The organism is Serratia sp. CY47280 (assembly GCF_052168655.1).
Lineage (GTDB): Bacteria > Pseudomonadota > Gammaproteobacteria > Enterobacterales > Enterobacteriaceae > Serratia > Serratia bockelmannii.
Window position 1 is genome coordinate 273052 of the sequence record NZ_JBJNMG010000004.1, and the last position, 17260, is coordinate 290311.

At 60.7% G+C, this 17260-nt stretch carries 16 protein-coding genes; 9 read left to right on the top strand and 7 right to left on the bottom strand.

All coding sequences use genetic code 11. The features are described 5' to 3' along the window. The first annotated feature begins 24 nt into the window (after positions 1-24). On the top strand, positions 25-270 hold the full coding sequence (gene tusA, locus ACJ8J4_RS18190; protein ID WP_025304890.1) for a sulfurtransferase TusA: 246 nt from the start codon (positions 25-27) through the stop codon (positions 268-270). 80 nt (positions 271-350) lie between these two features. Here tusA and ACJ8J4_RS18195 read toward each other — a convergent pair whose 3' ends face one another. Continuing rightward, entirely contained in the window at positions 351-2669 is a 2319-nt protein-coding gene (locus tag ACJ8J4_RS18195; RefSeq protein ID WP_060448389.1) for a zinc/cadmium/mercury/lead-transporting ATPase, read from the bottom strand. Positions 2670-3351: 682 nt separating this feature from the next. Between ACJ8J4_RS18195 and ACJ8J4_RS18200 the strand changes: the two genes are divergently transcribed. Both ACJ8J4_RS18200 and ACJ8J4_RS18205 read left to right on the top strand, forming a co-directional pair. Beyond that, positions 3352-4815, top strand: coding sequence for a serralysin family metalloprotease (locus tag ACJ8J4_RS18200; protein WP_442516096.1), 1464 nt, complete (start codon positions 3352-3354; stop codon positions 4813-4815). A 54-nt stretch (positions 4816-4869) separates the two neighbouring features. Next, a complete protein-coding gene (locus tag ACJ8J4_RS18205) occupies positions 4870-5247 on the top strand; it encodes an AprI/Inh family metalloprotease inhibitor (RefSeq protein WP_025304893.1) in 378 nt (125 codons plus the stop codon). A 40-nt stretch (positions 5248-5287) separates the two neighbouring features. Here the strand turns inward: ACJ8J4_RS18205 and ACJ8J4_RS18210 are convergent, their stop codons facing one another. After that, on the bottom strand, positions 5288-5914 hold the full coding sequence (locus ACJ8J4_RS18210; protein WP_025304894.1) for a lysoplasmalogenase: 627 nt from the start codon (positions 5912-5914) through the stop codon (positions 5288-5290). A 160-nt stretch (positions 5915-6074) separates the two neighbouring features. On the opposite strand from ACJ8J4_RS18210, the gene ACJ8J4_RS18215 reads away from it, so the two are divergent. Beyond that, on the top strand, positions 6075-6431 hold the full coding sequence (locus tag ACJ8J4_RS18215) for a DUF2500 domain-containing protein (RefSeq protein ID WP_025304895.1): 357 nt from the start codon (positions 6075-6077) through the stop codon (positions 6429-6431). Between the two features lie 3 nt (positions 6432-6434). On the opposite strand, the gene ACJ8J4_RS18220 is transcribed toward ACJ8J4_RS18215, so the two are convergent. Both ACJ8J4_RS18220 and rsmD read right to left on the bottom strand, forming a co-directional pair. After that, positions 6435-6707 (bottom strand): DUF1145 family protein, encoded by a 273-nt coding sequence (locus ACJ8J4_RS18220; protein ID WP_004934327.1) that lies wholly within the window; start codon positions 6705-6707, stop codon positions 6435-6437. Beyond that, entirely contained in the window at positions 6697-7317 is a 621-nt protein-coding gene (rsmD, locus tag ACJ8J4_RS18225; RefSeq protein ID WP_025304896.1) for a 16S rRNA (guanine(966)-N(2))-methyltransferase, read from the bottom strand. The genes ACJ8J4_RS18220 and rsmD overlap by 11 nt, the downstream gene beginning before the upstream one ends. A gap of 242 nt (positions 7318-7559) precedes the next feature. Here rsmD and ftsY point away from each other — a divergent pair, with 242 nt between their 5' ends. From ftsY to rpoH, 4 genes are all read left to right on the top strand, one after another. Further along, positions 7560-9158, top strand: coding sequence for a signal recognition particle-docking protein FtsY (ftsY, locus tag ACJ8J4_RS18230; RefSeq protein ID WP_197836276.1), 1599 nt, complete (start codon positions 7560-7562; stop codon positions 9156-9158). 5 nt (positions 9159-9163) lie between these two features. Continuing rightward, positions 9164-9835: a cell division ATP-binding protein FtsE gene (ftsE, locus tag ACJ8J4_RS18235; protein ID WP_004934337.1), complete on the top strand. Its 672-nt coding sequence runs from the start codon at positions 9164-9166 to the stop codon at positions 9833-9835. Then, positions 9825-10778 carry a permease-like cell division protein FtsX gene (gene ftsX, locus ACJ8J4_RS18240; protein ID WP_025304898.1) on the top strand — a complete coding sequence of 318 codons (954 nt, stop codon included), beginning with the start codon at positions 9825-9827 and terminating at the stop codon, positions 10776-10778. Before ftsE ends, ftsX begins: the two co-directional genes overlap by 11 nt. 317 nt (positions 10779-11095) lie before the next feature. Further along, entirely contained in the window at positions 11096-11953 is an 858-nt protein-coding gene (gene rpoH, locus ACJ8J4_RS18245; RefSeq protein WP_004934345.1) for an RNA polymerase sigma factor RpoH, read from the top strand. A gap of 64 nt (positions 11954-12017) precedes the next feature. Here the strand turns inward: rpoH and ACJ8J4_RS18250 are convergent, their stop codons facing one another. The 3 genes from ACJ8J4_RS18250 to panM are packed head-to-tail and all read right to left on the bottom strand — an operon-like array spanning position 12018 to position 15686. After that, positions 12018-14036 carry a hypothetical protein gene (locus ACJ8J4_RS18250; RefSeq protein WP_425531525.1) on the bottom strand — a complete coding sequence of 673 codons (2019 nt, stop codon included), beginning with the start codon at positions 14034-14036 and terminating at the stop codon, positions 12018-12020. A gap of 43 nt (positions 14037-14079) precedes the next feature. Next, positions 14080-15297 (bottom strand): DUF3142 domain-containing protein, encoded by a 1218-nt coding sequence (locus ACJ8J4_RS18255; protein WP_197836272.1) that lies wholly within the window; start codon positions 15295-15297, stop codon positions 14080-14082. Beyond that, positions 15294-15686 carry an aspartate 1-decarboxylase autocleavage activator PanM gene (panM, locus tag ACJ8J4_RS18260; protein ID WP_049209366.1) on the bottom strand — a complete coding sequence of 131 codons (393 nt, stop codon included), beginning with the start codon at positions 15684-15686 and terminating at the stop codon, positions 15294-15296. Before panM ends, ACJ8J4_RS18255 begins: the two co-directional genes overlap by 4 nt. A 405-nt stretch (positions 15687-16091) precedes the next feature. Here panM and ACJ8J4_RS18265 point away from each other — a divergent pair, with 405 nt between their 5' ends. Next, positions 16092-17207: a branched-chain amino acid ABC transporter substrate-binding protein gene (locus ACJ8J4_RS18265; protein ID WP_025304902.1), complete on the top strand. Its 1116-nt coding sequence runs from the start codon at positions 16092-16094 to the stop codon at positions 17205-17207. The last annotated feature ends 53 nt before the right edge of the window (positions 17208-17260 follow it).

Genomic DNA, 17260 nt, shown 5'->3' on the forward strand with positions numbered 1-17260 from the left:
ATCGTTTTGAACGAGAAAAATTGCATGACTGACTTATTTGCCCAGGCAGACCAGACGCTCGACGCGCTGGGGTTGCGTTGCCCAGAACCGGTGATGATGGTGCGTAAAACCGTGCGCCATATGGACAACGGCGAAACGCTGCTGATTATTGCCGACGATCCGGCTACCACCCGCGATATCCCGGGGTTCTGCCGCTTTATGGAGCATACGCTGGTGGCGCAGGAGACCGAGCAGGCGCCATACCGTTATCTGCTGCGTAAAGGCGTATAACGGCGGCGCGGCCGAGTTAAAAGTTCCTTCCCCCAAATGACAACGGGCGCGGTATGCCGCGCCCGTGTTTGTTTCAGAGCTTAGCTGCGCTTTCTCAACAGCCGCAGCGCGTTGGCGGTGACCAGCGCGGTGGCGCCGGAGTCGGCCAGCACCGCCAGCCACAGCCCGGTTAACCCCAGCAGGCTGGTGATCAGAAAGACCCCTTTCAACCCCAACGCGATGGTGATGTTTTGCCGGATATTGGCGTGGGTGGCGCGCGAGATGCGGATCATTTCCGCGACGCCCACCAGTCGGTTGTGGGTCAGGGCGGCGTCGGCGGTCTCCAGCGCCACGTCGGTGCCGCTGCCCATGGCAATGCCGATGTTGGAGGCCTTCATCGCCGGGGCGTCGTTGATGCCGTCGCCGATCATCGCCGTCGGGCGCAGTTCGCTCAGTTCGGTGACCGCGCTGACCTTATCTTCCGGCAACAGACCGGCACGATAGTCGAGGCCCAGCTCGCCGGCGATCGCCGCGGCGGCGCGCGGGTTATCCCCGGTCAGCATCACGCCGCGAATACCCAACGCGTTCAGTTCGGCTATCGCCTGTTTGGCGTCGCTGCGTAGCGTATCACGCAGCGCCAGCAAGCCGATGGGCGCGCCGTCTTCCAGCACCACCACCGCCGTTTTACCGGCGTTTTCCAGCTTGTCTACCTGGCTCTGCCATTGTGTGGCGAGCAGGCCCGGCGCCAGCTTGCCCGGCGCACTGATCAGCACGGTCTTGCCGTCCACGATCCCTTCCACACCGACGCCGGCCAGCGCGCGGCGCGCCTGCGCCAGCGGCAGCTCAGCCCCGCTTGCGGCGGCGCGGTTGATGATCGCTTGCGCCAGCGGGTGATGTGAACCGGCCTCTACCGCGGCGGCAAGCTGCAACAGCCGTTGTTCGGTCAGCGCGCCGATGGGCAGCACGTCGGTGACCGTCGGCTTGCCTTCGGTCAGGGTGCCGGTTTTATCGAAGGCGATGGTTTGAATCTGGCCCAGTTGCTCCAGCGCCGCGCCGCCTTTAATCAGCGCGCCGCGCCGCGTGGCGGCCGCCAGCCCGGATGTGATGGCCGCCGGCGTCGAGATCACCAGCGCGCATGGACAGCCGATCAGCAGCAGCGTCAGGCCGCGATAGATCCAGGTCTCCCACGGCTGCGAGAACAGCAGTGGCGGTACCAGGATCACCGCGACGGCCAGAAGCATGATGGCTGGGGTGTAATAGCGGCTGAAGCGATCGAGGAAGCGTTCGATCGGCGCGCGGCGTTCTTCGGCCTCTTCAATCAGCTGCAAAATGCGGTCGATGGCATTTTTGCCGGGCTCGGAAATCACCTTCATCTGTGCCGCCTGATCGACGGACAGGCTGCCGGCGGCCACTTTTTCCCCTTGTTGACGCTCGACCGGCACCGATTCGCCGGTCAGGGCGCTTTCGTCAAAGCTGGCGAACGGATTGAGCAGCTCGGCGTCGGCCGGCAGGCGCCCGCCGGGCGCGATTTCAATCACATCGCCAGGGCGCAGGCTGGCGACCGGCACGCGTTTGCGTTCCGTGCCTTGCAGCAGCAGCGCATCTTCCGGCACCAGCTCCATCAGCGCCTTCACCCCGCGACGCGCACGGTTGGCGGCGTAGGATTCCAGCAGCTCGCCGACCATAAACAGCAGCAGCACCATCGCCGCCTCGGCGGTGGCGCCAATAAACAGCGCGCCGATGGCCGCCACGCTCATCAACGTTTCGATGGCGAACGGCGTGCCGGAGCGAATCAGACGTAGCGCCTTGGCGGCGACCGGCGCCAACCCGACCAGCGTGGTGGCGATAAAGGCGATGCGACCCAGCTCCGGGTTAATCCGATCCAGCACCCAGCTGACCACCATCAGGGTAGTTAACAACAGCAGCGGCGCAAATTCGCCGAAGCGCGAGGCTTTTGGCGCGGCATCTTTGGCGGTCTGAGTGCCGAGCAGGGTAAAACCGGCCTGGGCGACCGCGTCCTGGATCCGCAGGCTGAGATCGGACTGTGCGTCGACCACCAGTTTTTCAGTGGCGAACAATACGCGTGCGCTGTCAACGCCGGGGAGCGCGGTGACGGCATTTTCGATTTTCTTGGCGCAGCTGGGGCAGTCCATACCGGTGACTTTCCAGCTGAAACGTTGGCTGCCGGAAGGGGGAGCGGCGGCCAGCCTGTCGCTTTCCTCGTCCGGATCGTCGGGGGCGGCGGTGCAGCAGCCGCTATCGCCATGATCGTGATGATGGTGGGCGTGTTCGGCCTGTACGGCTGCGCTTTTCGGCTCGCTGCTGCAGCCATGCTGCGTTTTGCTGTGGCTGTGGTTGCAGCCGCACCCGCCTTCGGCGTGGTGATGTTCCTGATGATTATGGTTTTGCTGATTGTGCATAACGTCCCCCTTCGGGCTGTTAAACGGGTTTGCTCAGCTGACTCTACACCCTGGAGTCCACTCCAGAGTCAAGCGCCGGATGAGAATTATTGCTAACGGCGTTCGGGCGTAGAAAAGGGGGATTCATTCAATAATGAATAATGCGAATTTAAATATATCGGCTTTTCTTATCCCCTATTTGGGCGAAAAGGCTCGCTGCCGTTAGTTTAAATAAGAAAATAATATTCCTATAGAAACTAAAAAATCGCCCGACCTAATAATAAAGAGTTATTAATCTATAACGCTTTAGCAAAATTTACCTTTTCCCCTGAGTAAAGCCAGCATGATTCGCTTGAGTCTGCAGGCCGCGTTGCTATTGAAGTTTGGTGCCAACTTATCCTCATCAAGTTTCGTTTGCTTTGTAAAGAAGCCTAAAAAGCAGCATAACAAACTTTCGTTGTGATAATAAATGGTTGATTATTTTATGTGCAGTTTTACGGTCCTGCCTATAATTGGAATCGATTACCATTTTTAATGGTGATCTTATTTGCTGATATATATGCATTAATTCTACCTAACACACTGCCGGTAACGGCGCATAAGCCCCTTCCAGCAAGCTTGAGGTTCATTAACCGTGGCTTACGGGGAGGTTATGTCTATCTGTCTGATTGATATCAATCAGGTAATGAGTGGAATCGAACCAATGCAATCTACTAAAAAGGCAATTGAAATTACTGAATCCAGCCTCGCGGCCGCCACAACCGGTTACGATGCTGTAGACGACCTGCTGCATTATCATGAGCGGGGTAACGGGATTCAGATTAATGGCAAGGATTCATTTTCTAACGAGCAAGCTGGGCTGTTTATTACCCGCGAGAACCAAACCTGGAACGGTTACAAGGTATTTGGCCAGCCGATCAAATTAACCTTCTCCTTCCCGGATTATAAGTTCTCTTCCACTAACGTCGCCGGCGACACCGGGCTGAGCAAGTTCAGCGCGGAACAGCAGCAGCAGGCTAAGCTGTCGCTGCAGTCCTGGGCCGACGTCGCCAATATCACCTTCACCGAAGTGGCGGCCGGACAAAAGGCCAATATCACCTTCGGCAACTACAGCCAGGATCGCCCCGGCCACTATGATTACGGCACCCAGGCCTACGCCTTCCTGCCGAACACCATTTGGCAGGGCCAGGATCTGGGGGGCCAGACCTGGTACAACGTCAATCAGTCCAACGTCAAGCATCCGGCGACCGAAGACTACGGCCGCCAGACGTTCACCCATGAAATTGGCCATGCACTGGGCCTGAGCCACCCGGGCGATTACAACGCCGGTGAAGGCAACCCGACCTACCGCGACGTCACTTACGCGGAAGATACTCGTCAGTTCAGCCTGATGAGCTACTGGAGTGAAACCAATACCGGTGGCGACAACGGCGGTCATTACGCCGCGGCTCCGCTGCTGGATGACATTGCCGCCATTCAGCACCTGTATGGCGCCAACCTGTCGACCCGCACCGGCGACACCGTGTACGGCTTTAACTCCAACACCGGTCGTGACTTCCTCAGCACCACCAGCAACTCGCAAAAAGTGATCTTTGCGGCCTGGGATGCGGGCGGCAACGATACCTTCGATTTCTCCGGTTACACCGCTAACCAACGCATCAACCTGAACGAGAAGTCGTTCTCCGACGTGGGCGGCCTGAAGGGCAACGTGTCGATCGCCGCCGGTGTGACCATTGAGAACGCCATTGGCGGTTCCGGCAACGACGTGATCGTCGGCAACGCGGCCAATAACGTGCTGAAAGGCGGCGCGGGTAACGACGTGCTGTTCGGCGGCGGCGGGGCGGATGAGCTGTGGGGCGGTGCCGGTAAAGACATCTTCGTGTTCTCTGCCGCCAGCGATTCCGCCCCGGGCGCTTCAGACTGGATCCGCGACTTCCAGAAAGGGCTCGACAAGATTGATCTGTCGTTCTTCAACAAAGAGGCGCAGAGCAGCGACTTCATTCACTTCGTCGATCACTTCAGCGGCGCGGCCGGTGAAGCGCTGCTGAGCTACAACGCGTCCAACAACGTGACCGATTTGTCGGTGAACATCGGGGGGCATCAGGCGCCGGACTTCCTGGTGAAAATCGTCGGTCAGGTAGACGTCGCCACTGACTTTATCGTGTAACGCAGCAACGGAGCGCCCGGCGCAGTCTCGGCCGGGCGTGATGTGGGAGCCGGTATGAAAGGTACTTTAACGCGCGCCGCCCTGGCGGCGGGAGGCATGATGGTGACGAGTGCGGTGATGGCCGGCAGTCTGGCGCTGCCGACCGCGCAGTCGCTGGCGGGGCAATGGCAGGTAGCCGACAGCGAAAGGCAATGCCAAATCGAGTTTCTGGCCAATGAGCAAAGCGAGACCAACGGCTACCAGCTGGTGGATCGGCAGCGTTGTCTGCAAAGCGTATTTGCGGCCGAGGTGGTGGGCTGGCGCCCGGCGCCGGACGGCATCGCCCTGCTGCAGGCGGATGGCAGCACGCTGGCGTTCTTCTCGCGCGACGGCGATCTGTACCGCAATCAGCTGGGTGCGGGTGATGCCCTGACGTTGAAAGCGCTGGCTTGATGAAGAAACGGGTTCGGCGCGCCGAACCCGCGGCAGGTCTCTACAGGTAGAGCGAACGCACGATCAGGAAGTGGCCGGAAAAGTAACAGAAAGCCACGATGGCGTCCGCCGCGCGGAAGGTGAAGCGGTAACGGTTGAGCAGCCAAACCACGTTGGCCAGCAGCAGCAGCGAGGTGCCGGCCAGCAGCGAGAAGCCGAAATCGGTGCTGCGCAGGAAATATTGCTCGCCTGCCAGCCAGACCATCAGCAGCGTCATCGCCACGTAGGTGACGATCGGCCAGCGCATCTCTTCCAGCCGGGTCCAAAGGGTGGCTAGCAGCAATGCACCGATCGCCAGCAGCGCCAGCGGCAGCGGCCAGAACAGACTGAACGTCATCTGGCTGGCGAAACTCAGGGTGTACAGCAAGTGGGACAGGAAAAAGGCGCCGATGGCGTACAGCACTCGCTCGCGCGGCAGCAGGAGCAGCGCATCGCCGATCAGCGTCGCCAGCAGGCCGAGTACGATCAGATAACCCGCCGCGCTGAGCACCGGCGCCTGCCAGGCAAGCAGCAACAGCAGCAACAGCGTGACGGGTTTGAACACCCAACGCTGCCAGCGCGGCCCGCGGTAAGAGGCGTCGACGAACAGCCAACCGGAAAAGAATACGGCAAGGAACGGCCAACTCATTGATGTCATCCTTATGTAGGAGGGAGCCGCAACCACCGGCTCCAAACATGTCACCCATGTCACTTCTTATTTCAGTGTAGGTAGCCTGCCGACGATCGACAATGCTTTCTTGAGAATGCTATGTTTACGCCGATTTGGCCGTGAAGGAAATGGGAAACCGATGAGTAAGCCACCGTTATTTTTTGTCGCCGTCATTGCGTTGATCGCCGTGCTGGCCACGCAACGCTACTTCAAACAGCGCCAGCAGGAGGCGGAAAACGATCGTGCGCCGATGCGCAGTCTGCAGGTGACGGTGAGCGACAAGCGGAGCTTCCCGGTCGCCAAGACCCGTGCGCCGCAGCGCGAGCCGTTGGTCAACGAGCCGATGTATTACGAGGTGGTGTTCAGCCCGAACCAGGGCGGTGAAGACATTACGCTGCGGCTGAAGCAATGGCAGTACAACCCGATAGAAAAAGGCGCGCACGGCACGTTAAACATGCAGGGCACGCGCTTCGTCTCGTTCACCGTTCAGCCGTAGCGGTCACTTTTTCTTGATGGGCGGCTGTTTCTTTTGCCAGGCCAGCAGCTCAAACACGCCAAAGATAAAGATCTTGGCCTCTTGCCAGTAGCTGATCGGCTGATCCTTCGGCTGGGTGGATTTCAACAGCACCAGCTGCAGGCCGTGCATCACCACCATAAAAAACAGCGCCACGTCGATGAAATACTTCAGCGGCTTGGGAAACGGATGGAACAGGTTAGAGAGCAGGAAGCCCCATACGCACAGCATCAGCAGGCGGCCCAGATTAATCAGCATGGTCGGTTTTCTCTTTCGAACGAAGATAAAGGCGATAAGCCACCTGACCGGCGACCTTCTCCCGGTGCAACTGCCAGCTGGCAGGCACGTCCGCCGCGGCGCTTTCCGCCTCGGCTTCTACATAGATCCATGCCTCGTCGGCCAGCCAGCCACGCTGCTCCAGCAACAAGACGGTCTCCGCCAGCAGGCCTTTGCGAAACGGCGGATCGAGGAACACCACGTCAAACGGTTGACCGTCGCCCGCCAGCCAGCTCAGCGCGTTGGTGTTGATAACCACCCCTTTGCCCTGCAGCAGCGCCAGATTTTTTTCCAGTTGCTGAGCCACCGGCCGTTCGAATTCCAGCAGCGTGGCGCTGCCGGCATAGCGCGATAGCGCTTCCAGCCCTAGTGCGCCACTGCCGGCGAAGCAGTCCAGGCAGCGCGCGCCCTGAATCACCGGCGCCAGCCAGTTGAACAGGGTTTCACGCACCCGATCGGTGGTGGGGCGCAGCCCCGGGCTGTTTGGCACCGGGAGTTTGCGGCCGCGCCATTGGCCGCCGATGATGCGGATCTGTCCGGCTGCGGCCTGGGGCGGCTTTTTGGCCGCGGCCCGTGGCGAGAGTCTTGTCATAAGCGTTGTTTGATTTCTTTTGCGGCGCGGGGCCGCAGAGGTTAACGAAAAGTTGTCCCTATTCTACCGGTGACGGGCGTCGGGGGGAACGGTAAAACGTTGTTGTCTGATTTCACACCGGAAAGCATGCCGGATGCGTGTTGCTGCGCGAGGGAAAGTGATAGACTCGGCGGATTATTGTCAGCATATATCCTTCAGGTATGTAGGGTAAGCGAGCCTTCGGTACGGAGTAGAGTCATAACATGGCAAAAGATAAGAAACGTGGGTTTTTCTCCTGGCTGGGCTTTGGCCAGAAGGAAAAGGAAGAAGAGCAACAGCAACCTGAGCAGCCGGTAGAGCAGGCGGAACCTCAGGCCGCGGAGACGCCGGCTGAACCGGCCGCCGCCAAGCTGGATGACAAGCTCCCCGCCCAGGAATCTGAACCTGCCGCCTCCGTCGACACCCCGGGGGAGTGGGATAACGGTCAGGCCGGCGAGCAAATCGCGGAAAACCTGCCGGCGGCGGCTGAACATCCGGCGGCGCCGCAAGCGTTGGCTGAAGAGATCGTCAGCGTCACCGAGCAAGTGGTGGCGCAGCAGCAACCGGTGGTTGAACCTGAGCCGGTCGTCGAACCTGAGCCGGTCGTCGAGCCTGAGCCGGTCGTCGAACCTGAGCCGGTGGTTGAGCCTGAGCCGGTGGTTGAGTCCGAGCCGGTCGTCGAACCTGAGCCGGTGGTCGAGCCTGAGCCGGTGGTTGAACCCGAGCCGGTGGTCGAACCTGAGCCGGTCGTTGAACCCGAGCCGGTGGTTGAACCCGAGCCAATCGTCGAACCTGAGCCGGTCGTTGAACCCGAGCCAATCGTCGAACCTGAACCGGAGCCGGAAGAAGCGCCGCTTGAACCTGTGGTGCCGGCCGCTGCGCAAGAGCAGGAACGCCCGACCAAAGAAGGCTTCTTCGCTCGCCTGAAACGCAGCCTGCTGAAGACCAAGCAAAACCTCGGTTCCGGCTTTATGGGGCTGTTCCGCGGTAAAAAGATCGACGACGACCTGTTCGACGAGCTGGAAGAACAGCTACTGATCGCCGACGTCGGCGTGGAGACCACGCGCAAGATCATCACCTCCCTGACTCAGCACGCCAGCCGCAAGCAGCTGAAAGACGCTGAAGCGCTGTACGGCAAGCTGAAGGAGGAAATGTCCGAAATTCTGGCCAAGGTCGATCAGCCGCTGGATGTCAGCGGTAAAACCCCGTATGTCATCCTGATGGTCGGCGTGAACGGCGTGGGTAAAACCACCACCATCGGCAAGCTGGCGCGTCAGTTCCAGGCGGAAGGCAAGTCGGTGATGCTGGCGGCGGGGGATACCTTCCGCGCCGCCGCGGTGGAGCAGCTGCAGGTGTGGGGCGAACGCAACCGCATTCCGGTGGTGGCGCAGCATACCGGCGCGGATTCCGCTTCGGTGATCTTCGATGCGGTGCAGGCCGCCAAGGCGCGCGGCATCGATGTGTTGATCGCCGATACCGCCGGCCGTCTGCAGAATAAATCGCACCTGATGGAAGAGCTGAAGAAGATCGTCCGCGTCATGAAAAAACTGGACGACCAGGCCCCCCATGAGGTTATGCTGACGCTCGATGCCAGCACCGGCCAGAATGCGGTCAGTCAGGCGAAATTATTTAATGAGGCCGTGGGCTTAACCGGCATCACGCTGACTAAACTGGACGGTACCGCCAAGGGCGGGGTGATCTTCGCCATCGCCGATCAGTTCGGTATCCCGATCCGCTATATCGGCGTCGGGGAAGGCATCGAAGATTTGCGGCCGTTTAAGGCTGACGATTTTATTGAGGCACTTTTTGCCCGAGAGGATTAATACGGATGATTCGCTTTGAACAGGTCAGTAAAGCTTATCTGGGCGGACGGCAAGCGCTGCAGGGGGTTGATTTCCATCTGCGCCCGGCGGAAATGGCGTTTCTGACCGGCCATTCCGGCGCGGGGAAAAGTACCCTGCTGAAACTGATTTGCGGTATCGAACGGCCCAGCGCCGGCCACATCTGGTTTGGCGGGCACGACATCAGCCGTTTGAAAAACCGCGAGGTGCCGTTCCTGCGTCGACAGATCGGCATGATCTTCCAGGATCACCACCTGCTGCTGGATCGCACGGTGTATGACAACGTGGCGATGCCGCTGATCATCGCCGGCGCCAGCACCGAAGATATCCGCCGCCGCGTTTCCGCCGCGTTGGACAAAGTCGGTTTGCTGGATAAAGCGAAAAACTTCCCGATTCAGCTGTCCGGCGGTGAGCAGCAGCGCGTGGGCATCGCCCGCGCGGTGGTGAACAAGCCGGCGGTGCTGCTGGCGGATGAACCGACCGGTAACCTGGATGATGCGCTGTCGGAAGGCATTCTGCGCCTGTTTGAAGAATTCAACCGCGTCGGCGTGACCGTACTGATGGCGACGCACGACACCGGGCTTATCGCCCGTCGCAATTACCGCATCCTGACGCTGAGCCAGGGCCGCATGCAAGGGGGCGCTCACCATGGCCAATAACGCAAAAACCGCCAAGAGCAAGGCGCTGCGCGGCGGCTGGCGCGAACAGTGGCGTTATGCCTGGATGAACGCCATCAAAGACATGCTGCGCCAGCCGTTGGCGACGCTGCTGACGGTGATGGTGATCGCCATTTCCCTGACGCTGCCGAGCGTGTGCTACATCGTGTGGAAAAACGTCAGCACCGCGGCCAGCCAGTGGTACCCGACGCCGCAACTGACGGTCTACCTGGATAAATCGCTCGATGACGACGCGGCGCTGAAAGTGCTCGACGCCATCAAGGCGGAAGCCGGCGTGGAGAAGGTGAACTACCTGTCGCGTGAAGAAGCGCGCGGCGAGTTCCGTAACTGGTCGGGCTTTGGCGGCGCGCTGGACATGCTGGAAGAGAACCCGTTGCCGGCGGTGGCGATCGTCACGCCGAAGATGAGCTTCCAGAGTTCGGACACCCTCAACACCCTGCGCGATCGCGTAGCGGCGGTGCAGGGCGTGGAAGAAGTGCGCATGGATGACAGCTGGTTTGCCCGCCTGGCGGCGCTGACCGGGCTGGCGGGCCAGATCGCGGCGATCATCGGCGTGCTGATGATCGTGGCGGTGTTCCTGGTGATCGGCAACAGCGTGCGTCTGAGCATCTTCAGCCGTCGCGACACCATCAACGTGATGAAGCTGATCGGCGCCACCGACGGCTTTATTCTGCGGCCGTTCCTCAACGGCGGGGCGATGCTGGGCTTTGCCGGCGCGCTGCTGTCGCTGGTGCTCTCCGGCGCGCTGGTGTGGCAGCTGGAGTCGGTGGTCGTCGGGGTCGCCAAGGTATTCGGCACCACCTTCACCCTGCACGGGCTGGGCTGGGATGAGGCGCTGCTGCTGCTGATCATCTCCGCGATGATCGGCTGGATCGCCGCCTGGCTGGCGACGGTGCAACATTTACGCCGATTTACACCACAGTAAGATTTTTTTGGTATACTCTTCTCCTGCTGCTTTTGATCGCGTTGCGGGAGAAGAGTGACCTCAAGCGAAGTCAGCACCATCCCTCTCTTCTTAGCGCACAAATTCCCTATCGGCCTTCATCCTCGTCACGTATTGTCAGCGACAATGCTTGCAAAAAAGGGTGAACTTTTAGGGCGGAGTACGGTCAAAAATTGCAGCAAATGTTAAGGTGCCCGGCGTGTGGAACCGCTTTTGCTTCAGCAACTGCCGTAGAATCAATCATTTCCCCGCTGTAATAATCACCTGCATGATTTTGTATTCTCATAGAGAGGGTTTGAATGACCAAAGAAATGCAAACTTTAGCCTTAGTACCCCAAGGTAGCTTGGAAGCCTATATCCGGGCAGCCAACGCCTATCCGATGCTGACGGCAGAGGAAGAGCGGGAGCTGGCTGAACGGCTGCATTATCAGGGCGATCTGGATGCCGCTAAGCAGCTCATCCTGTCTCACCTGCGCTTTGTCGCTCATATTGCCCGCAACTATTCAGGCTATGGTCTGCCGCAGGCGGATCTGATTCAGGAAGGCAATATCGGCCTGATGAAAGCCGTTCGCCGCTTCAACCCTGAAGTCGGCGTGCGTCTGGTTTCCTTTGCGGTGCATTGGATTAAGGCGGAAATCCACGAGTACGTATTGCGCAACTGGCGCATCGTGAAAGTGGCGACCACCAAAGCGCAGCGCAAGCTGTTCTTTAACCTGCGCAAAACCAAACAGCGTTTGGGCTGGTTCAACCAGGACGAAGTGGAACTGGTGGCCCGCGAGCTGGGCGTAACCAGCAAAGACGTGCGCGAGATGGAATCTCGCATGGCGGCGCAGGACATGACGTTCGATCCGACTCCGGACGACGAGGCCCGCGATGGCCAGTCGATGGCGCCGGTGCTGTACCTGCAGGACAAAAGCTCGGACTTCGCCGAAGGCATCGAGGAAGATAACTGGGAAAGCAACGCCGCAGACAAACTGGCCTATGCGCTGGAAGGTCTGGACGAGCGCAGCCAGCATATCATCCGCGCCCGTTGGCTGGATGATGACAACAAATCGACGCTGCAGGAGCTGGCCGATCAGTACGGCGTTTCCGCCGAACGCGTGCGTCAGCTGGAAAAGAACGCCATGAAGAAACTCAAAATGGCGATCGAAGCCTGAGTCGATGCGAGATTCGATAAAAAAAGCCCGGCTTGCCGGGCTTTTTAGTGCCTGAAATTCGGCGTTATGGCGCCACGGCGGTGAAGTCCGGCGCCGGGCAGTCGTAGCCGAATTTAGCCGCCCACGGATAACGGGTGCCGGTGTTGATATAGCGCTGATAAAGCGCACGGCCGGTTTTGGCATCACGCTTGATAACCCAGCTGGCAGCGTTACACAACACGGCGGCATAGGCCTGGCTCTTCGGCGGCAGCAGATCGGCCGCCTGTTGCGCCAGCCCCACCGCCTGCCAGCGATAGTGCAGGAAACGGTTGTCTTCCTCCGGTAGCGCCGCCTTGGCGCGCGCCGCTTCTGCGCTGTCGATCCAGCTTTTATGCTTCAGCTCGCGAGTATCGAACGCATCCCCCAGATAGGAATAGCCGGCGCCATAGATGGCGTAATCCGGCGTCATCTCATACCCGGTAAACTCCAGCCCCTGGGCGCGCAGCAGGTTGGCGGCGCGATAGTAAGCCTGCGCGCGCGTCAGCGGCGCGGCGGATTTGTCCTTGGCGGCCTTCAGTTCGTCGGCGAACTGCTGCGCCGCTTGCCGGTAGTTGGGGATATCGAAATAGGCCAGCGCTTCCGGCGCTCGTCCGACGCGCATCAGCCGCCGCGCCAGCAGTTCGCGCAGCTGCACTTCCGGCGTGATCTGCTGGCCGCCGTAGTCGTCCGGATTAACCGGCTTGAGCGGCGTCGTCGGCGCCGGGGCGTGCTTATCGACAAAGCCTTTCAACTCATCGACGGTCAGCACCCGCTCCGCCACGTCGGCCACGTCGGCCCAGTAGAGCGCTTTGCCGCGATACAGCAGGTCCATCGCCTGCAGATAGTCGCCGCGGTTCAGCGCCAGGATGGCCTGTTCGCCGGCCACCCGGCACTCGGGCACGATGGTTTCTGCGACGAAGTCGGCGTTGCGTTGTTCACCCCAGCTTTCGTCGGCGGGGAACGCGCTTGCCGCCTTGGCGTAGGCGGCAGTGGCGGCTTTCACGTCGCCGTCGCGCAGCGCCATTTTCGCGCGCAGCCACCACGCCAGGCCGCTGTCGCCGGCGTTTTTCAGCAGGCTCGCCGCCATCGGGTACTGCCCCGAACGGTAAGCCAACGCCGCCAGCCGATCGCTGCCGGCGAAGCCGCTTTTCACTGAGCCGTCCAGCAGCGTCAGGATCTGGCTGATGATCTGGGCGGAGCGGCCGTTGCCGTCGGTATCCGCCATTTGCAGGTTGCCGCTGCGCGCGAACAACTCAATGGTCACCAACTGCTGGATCAACGGATCGCCGATAATCTGTTTCAGCGTGTCCAAATGGTCGGGGTTGACCAGGAAGCTGGAGACGTACTGCAGCGACTGCCCGCCGCTCGGATCGCCCTGCGCCGCCTGTTGCGCATAGAGGTGGGCGGCGGGGGCGACGTCACCCAGCCACAGGTGGATGCGCGCCTGCTGCCCAAGGCTGCTCAGCGCCAACTGATCGGGATCGGCTGCGCCGTTTTTCACCCGGTCGATCACCTGCTGGAATGCCGTCAGCGCCTGTTCAAGTTCGGCTTTAGGCGGATGCTCGGCGGCGGGAACCGCTTCACCGGATTCATTCACCGGTGTACCGTGGTCAGCCATCAGGACGCGGCCAAGCGAATACTGCGCCCGCAGTCCCCAGTCGCTCTGCTCGGCGGCCGGTAGCTTCAGCACCTGCTGGAAATAGTCTGTGGCGCGCGGATCGTGGCTGGCGAAAGCGACGGCGCCCAGTTGATAGAGACGCGCGGCGTTGGACAACCCCTGCGCATTGACGGCGTCAGCCTCTTCCACCGTTTTGGCTGCGCGCATTTTACCGATCGCGATCGTTTCCGGCGATTGCGGCATCGGTTTCGGCGGCATCGGCGGCGGCGGGGCTTGCCAGTGCGGCAACTGTTTATCCATCGGCACCAGCCGGCCGGCTTCGAAGGCGAAATTGCCCTCCGGCATATACAGCAGGGTGCCGTTGCGGTCGATCAGCAGCCGGTTAGGAAAATCCGGGCCGCAGGCATAGCCGTTCAGCGGCAGCGCCAGCGCGGCGCCGATCAGCATGGCCAGCGGAAGAAGGCGGCGGGTGTTCCGTGCCGCGCGCGAATCAAGGTGTGACAAGGGTGCCTCCTGGCGTCAGTTGTTGGCAGCGCAGCCAGCCCAACGGCCGGGATTGCCCGGCGCGCAGTTGGTCGCTGCTGATGCGAATAAAGCGTTGCTGTTGCGGTGCGGATTCCGGCCGGTAGTGGCCGACCGCGTCCGCCGCCAGGCAGTCGTCGGCGCGGATGACCACCTCTTGCGGCAGCGGGGCATCCACCGGCCCGTTGTTGTGAATTATCAGATCATACAGCCCGTTTTGCTGTGGCTGGGGCCTAAATTTTACTTGCCAGTCGACATTCAGCGGCCGCCGTTCGATCACTGCTCGCAGCGTGGCGAGCGACCAGGCGCGCCGATCGTCCGCCAGCGGCAGTCGGAACCAGATAATGCCGCGCAGCCGGGGCGGCGTTTGCTGCGCCAGCGTTTGCAGAAAATCGGCGATCTGCTGCGGCGCGACCGTCAGCTCACGGCCGTTGCCCGCCATGCGCAGCGAGGATTCGCTCTCCACCTGCGCGCCTTGCGCATCAAAACCCAACAACGCCATGCCGTAGGCCGGCAGCGCGACGCGAAACGGCTTCGGTGTGACGGCAGCGTACTGCCGCACCCAGCGCAGCGCCAGCGGGCCGTCAAACAGCCCCTGCTGCGGCGAGAGCACCGCGTGCACCTGCAGGACGGAACTGTCGGCCTGTTGCAGTACGCCGGGCAGGTTGGGTGAGCCGATCCAGGCCGGCAGGGCGGTGATGCCGAGTTGCAAAGCGGCGGGCAGCCGTTGGCGCAGCCGCTGCAGAAAGCGTTGGTAGTCCGGCAGGCGGGCGGTGGCGGCATCATGATCGATCTCGATGCCGGTGACGGGCAGCCCGGCCGCCTGCCAGCGCTGGGTGAGCGCCAGCAGGCGCTGGATAATGGCCTCTTGATCCAGCTGCGGCAGCTGGCCGTCGAGGCGGGCTACCAGCCAGAGTGGGCGGCCGTCCTGCTTCAGCAGGCTGAGATCGGCCGGGATTTCCCGCCAGCCTTCACGCGGATGCACCTGCAACGCCAGCACCCGCAGCTTGGCGAACAGATCGCGGCTGCTCGCCAGCGCATCGGCGTGCTGCGGCGTCCAAACTCGCTGCCAGACATAAACCTGCTGATCCCAGCCTGAGGCCAGGCGCTGCGCCTGCTGGCGCCCGGCGAACCAGGCCGCCAACCCCAGCGCAATCAAGACCAGCGCCGCCAGCCGGCGCTTCATTTTTGCCAGAGATCGCCCTGCGGCGCGAAGCCGCAGGCGCGCATGAAGTTATCGACTTCCCCACGTTCACGCGGCGCCAGGCCGGCGGTCGACAGCTGCCAGTGGGCGACCTGCGGCAGCTGACGCTGTGCATCCTGCACCAGATAAAGACCGACGCCGCGGCGGCGCGTCACTTCGCGTACCAGCAGATCCTGTAGTTCGGCGCGGTCGTCCTGCAGCGCAATTTTCACCGCACCCAGCAGACGCTCGTTGAAGCGGGCGGCAAACAGCGCCTTGCCGTCGCTCAGCCAGCCTTGCCACTGTTCCGGCTGCTGGTGCGGCCAAATTTTACCGAGGTCGATAAGGTCTTGCGGGGACAGCGCGGTCAGGCGCTCGATGGTCAGTTTCATGCAGAATTTCCGCGCAGCTAAATGATGTCGACAGTGTAATAGATCTTGTGCAGAGCGTTGTGTAAGTTTTTCTGTACGATTACTGTGCAATATGTTTTTTGCACGGGGCATTTTCCGAGTAAATAGTTAGTAAACGGATTGTTAACCAGCACAACGCACTACGCCTAAAGGTAAAGAGCGCAGATTTAATTCGAATTTTATCCTGTTTACACCGCTTGTTTCTGCCAGATGAAGTTGATTTGCAGAAGAAAATTCCTGTTTAATGGCATGAAAAATAAAGTCTTATTAGAAAATAATGCCGACAAAACGCCTAAATCATTATTACTTATAACAAAAGCGGTCAATAACGATCGGGCGCAGGCAAACACAACAGGTACGTTCACAACGACAGATGGGGATTTGCGGATGAAATTAACAACAGGTAAGGCACTGCTGGCGGGTTGTATTGCGATGGCCATGAGCCAGGCGGCCATGGCGAAAGACATCAAGGTGGCGATCGTCGGGGCAATGTCCGGCCCGGTCGCGCAGTATGGCGACATGGAGTTTACCGGCGCGCGCCAGGCGATTGCCGACATTAACGCCAAGGGCGGCATCAAGGGCGACAAGCTGGTCGGCGTGGAATACGACGACGCCTGCGACCCGAAACAGGCAGTTGCGGTCGCCAACAAGGTGATCAACGACGGCATTCGCTACGTGATCGGCCACCTGTGCTCCTCATCCACCCAGCCGGCGTCCGATATCTATGAAGACGAAGGCGTGATCATGATTACCCCGGCGGCCACCAACGCGGATCTGACTACCCGTGGCTACAAGATGATCCTCCGCACCACCGGCCTGGATTCGGATCAGGGCCCGACCGCCGCCAAATACATCCTCAGCGACATCAAGCCGAAGCGCATCGCCGTGGTGCACGACAAGCAGCAATACGGCGAAGGCCTGGCGCGCTCGGTGCGCGACAGCCTGAAAAAACAGGGCACCGAAGTGGCGATGTTCGAAGGCATCACCGCCGGCGACAAAGACTTCTCCACCTTGGTGGCGCGCCTGAAGAAAGAAAATATCGACTTCGTGTACTTCGGCGGTTACTACCCGGAAATGGGGCAGATCCTGCGTCAGGCCAAGCAGGCCGGGTTGACCACTCGCTTCATGGGGCCGGAAGGCGTGGGCAACTCCTCGCTGTCCAACATCGCCGGCGCCGCCTCGGAAGGCATGCTGGTGACGCTGCCGAAACGCTACGATCAGGTGCCTGCCAACCAGCCGATCGTCGATGCGCTGAAAGCCAAGAAGCTGGATCCGACCGGCCCGTTCGTCTGGACCACCTATGCTGCGCTGCAGTCGCTGACCACCGGCATGGAGCGCAGCGGCAGCCAGGAGCCGGCGGACATCGTCAAGGATCTGAAAACCGGCAAGCCGGTGGAGACCGTGATGGGGCCGCTGACCTGGGATGACAAGGGCGATCTGAAAGGCTTCGAGTTCGGCGTGTTCGAATGGCATGCCAACGGCACGTCCACACCGATCAAATAAGCCATAATGATTAGGGTGGGGCGCGGCTTGTTGCGCCCGGCGGGCCGGCTTGC

What these genes read in the sequence shown, in the direction of transcription:
- tusA (WP_025304890.1), top strand. Translation starts at nt 25, where the DNA reads ATGACTGACTTATTTGCCCAGGCAGACCAGACGCTCGACGCGCTGGGG.
- ACJ8J4_RS18195 (WP_060448389.1), bottom strand. Translation starts at nt 2,669, where the DNA reads ATGCACAATCAGCAAAACCATAATCATCAGGAACATCACCACGCCGAA.
- ACJ8J4_RS18200 (WP_442516096.1), top strand. Translation starts at nt 3,352, where the DNA reads ATGCAATCTACTAAAAAGGCAATTGAAATTACTGAATCCAGCCTCGCG.
- ACJ8J4_RS18205 (WP_025304893.1), top strand. Translation starts at nt 4,870, where the DNA reads ATGAAAGGTACTTTAACGCGCGCCGCCCTGGCGGCGGGAGGCATGATG.
- ACJ8J4_RS18210 (WP_025304894.1), bottom strand. Translation starts at nt 5,914, where the DNA reads ATGAGTTGGCCGTTCCTTGCCGTATTCTTTTCCGGTTGGCTGTTCGTC.
- ACJ8J4_RS18215 (WP_025304895.1), top strand. Translation starts at nt 6,075, where the DNA reads ATGAGTAAGCCACCGTTATTTTTTGTCGCCGTCATTGCGTTGATCGCC.
- ACJ8J4_RS18220 (WP_004934327.1), bottom strand. Translation starts at nt 6,707, where the DNA reads ATGCTGATTAATCTGGGCCGCCTGCTGATGCTGTGCGTATGGGGCTTC.
- rsmD (WP_025304896.1), bottom strand. Translation starts at nt 7,317, where the DNA reads ATGACAAGACTCTCGCCACGGGCCGCGGCCAAAAAGCCGCCCCAGGCC.
- ftsY (WP_197836276.1), top strand. Translation starts at nt 7,560, where the DNA reads ATGGCAAAAGATAAGAAACGTGGGTTTTTCTCCTGGCTGGGCTTTGGC.
- ftsE (WP_004934337.1), top strand. Translation starts at nt 9,164, where the DNA reads ATGATTCGCTTTGAACAGGTCAGTAAAGCTTATCTGGGCGGACGGCAA.
- ftsX (WP_025304898.1), top strand. Translation starts at nt 9,825, where the DNA reads ATGGCCAATAACGCAAAAACCGCCAAGAGCAAGGCGCTGCGCGGCGGC.
- rpoH (WP_004934345.1), top strand. Translation starts at nt 11,096, where the DNA reads ATGACCAAAGAAATGCAAACTTTAGCCTTAGTACCCCAAGGTAGCTTG.
- ACJ8J4_RS18250 (WP_425531525.1), bottom strand. Translation starts at nt 14,036, where the DNA reads ATGCTGATCGGCGCCGCGCTGGCGCTGCCGCTGAACGGCTATGCCTGC.
- ACJ8J4_RS18255 (WP_197836272.1), bottom strand. Translation starts at nt 15,297, where the DNA reads ATGAAGCGCCGGCTGGCGGCGCTGGTCTTGATTGCGCTGGGGTTGGCG.
- panM (WP_049209366.1), bottom strand. Translation starts at nt 15,686, where the DNA reads ATGAAACTGACCATCGAGCGCCTGACCGCGCTGTCCCCGCAAGACCTT.
- ACJ8J4_RS18265 (WP_025304902.1), top strand. Translation starts at nt 16,092, where the DNA reads ATGAAATTAACAACAGGTAAGGCACTGCTGGCGGGTTGTATTGCGATG.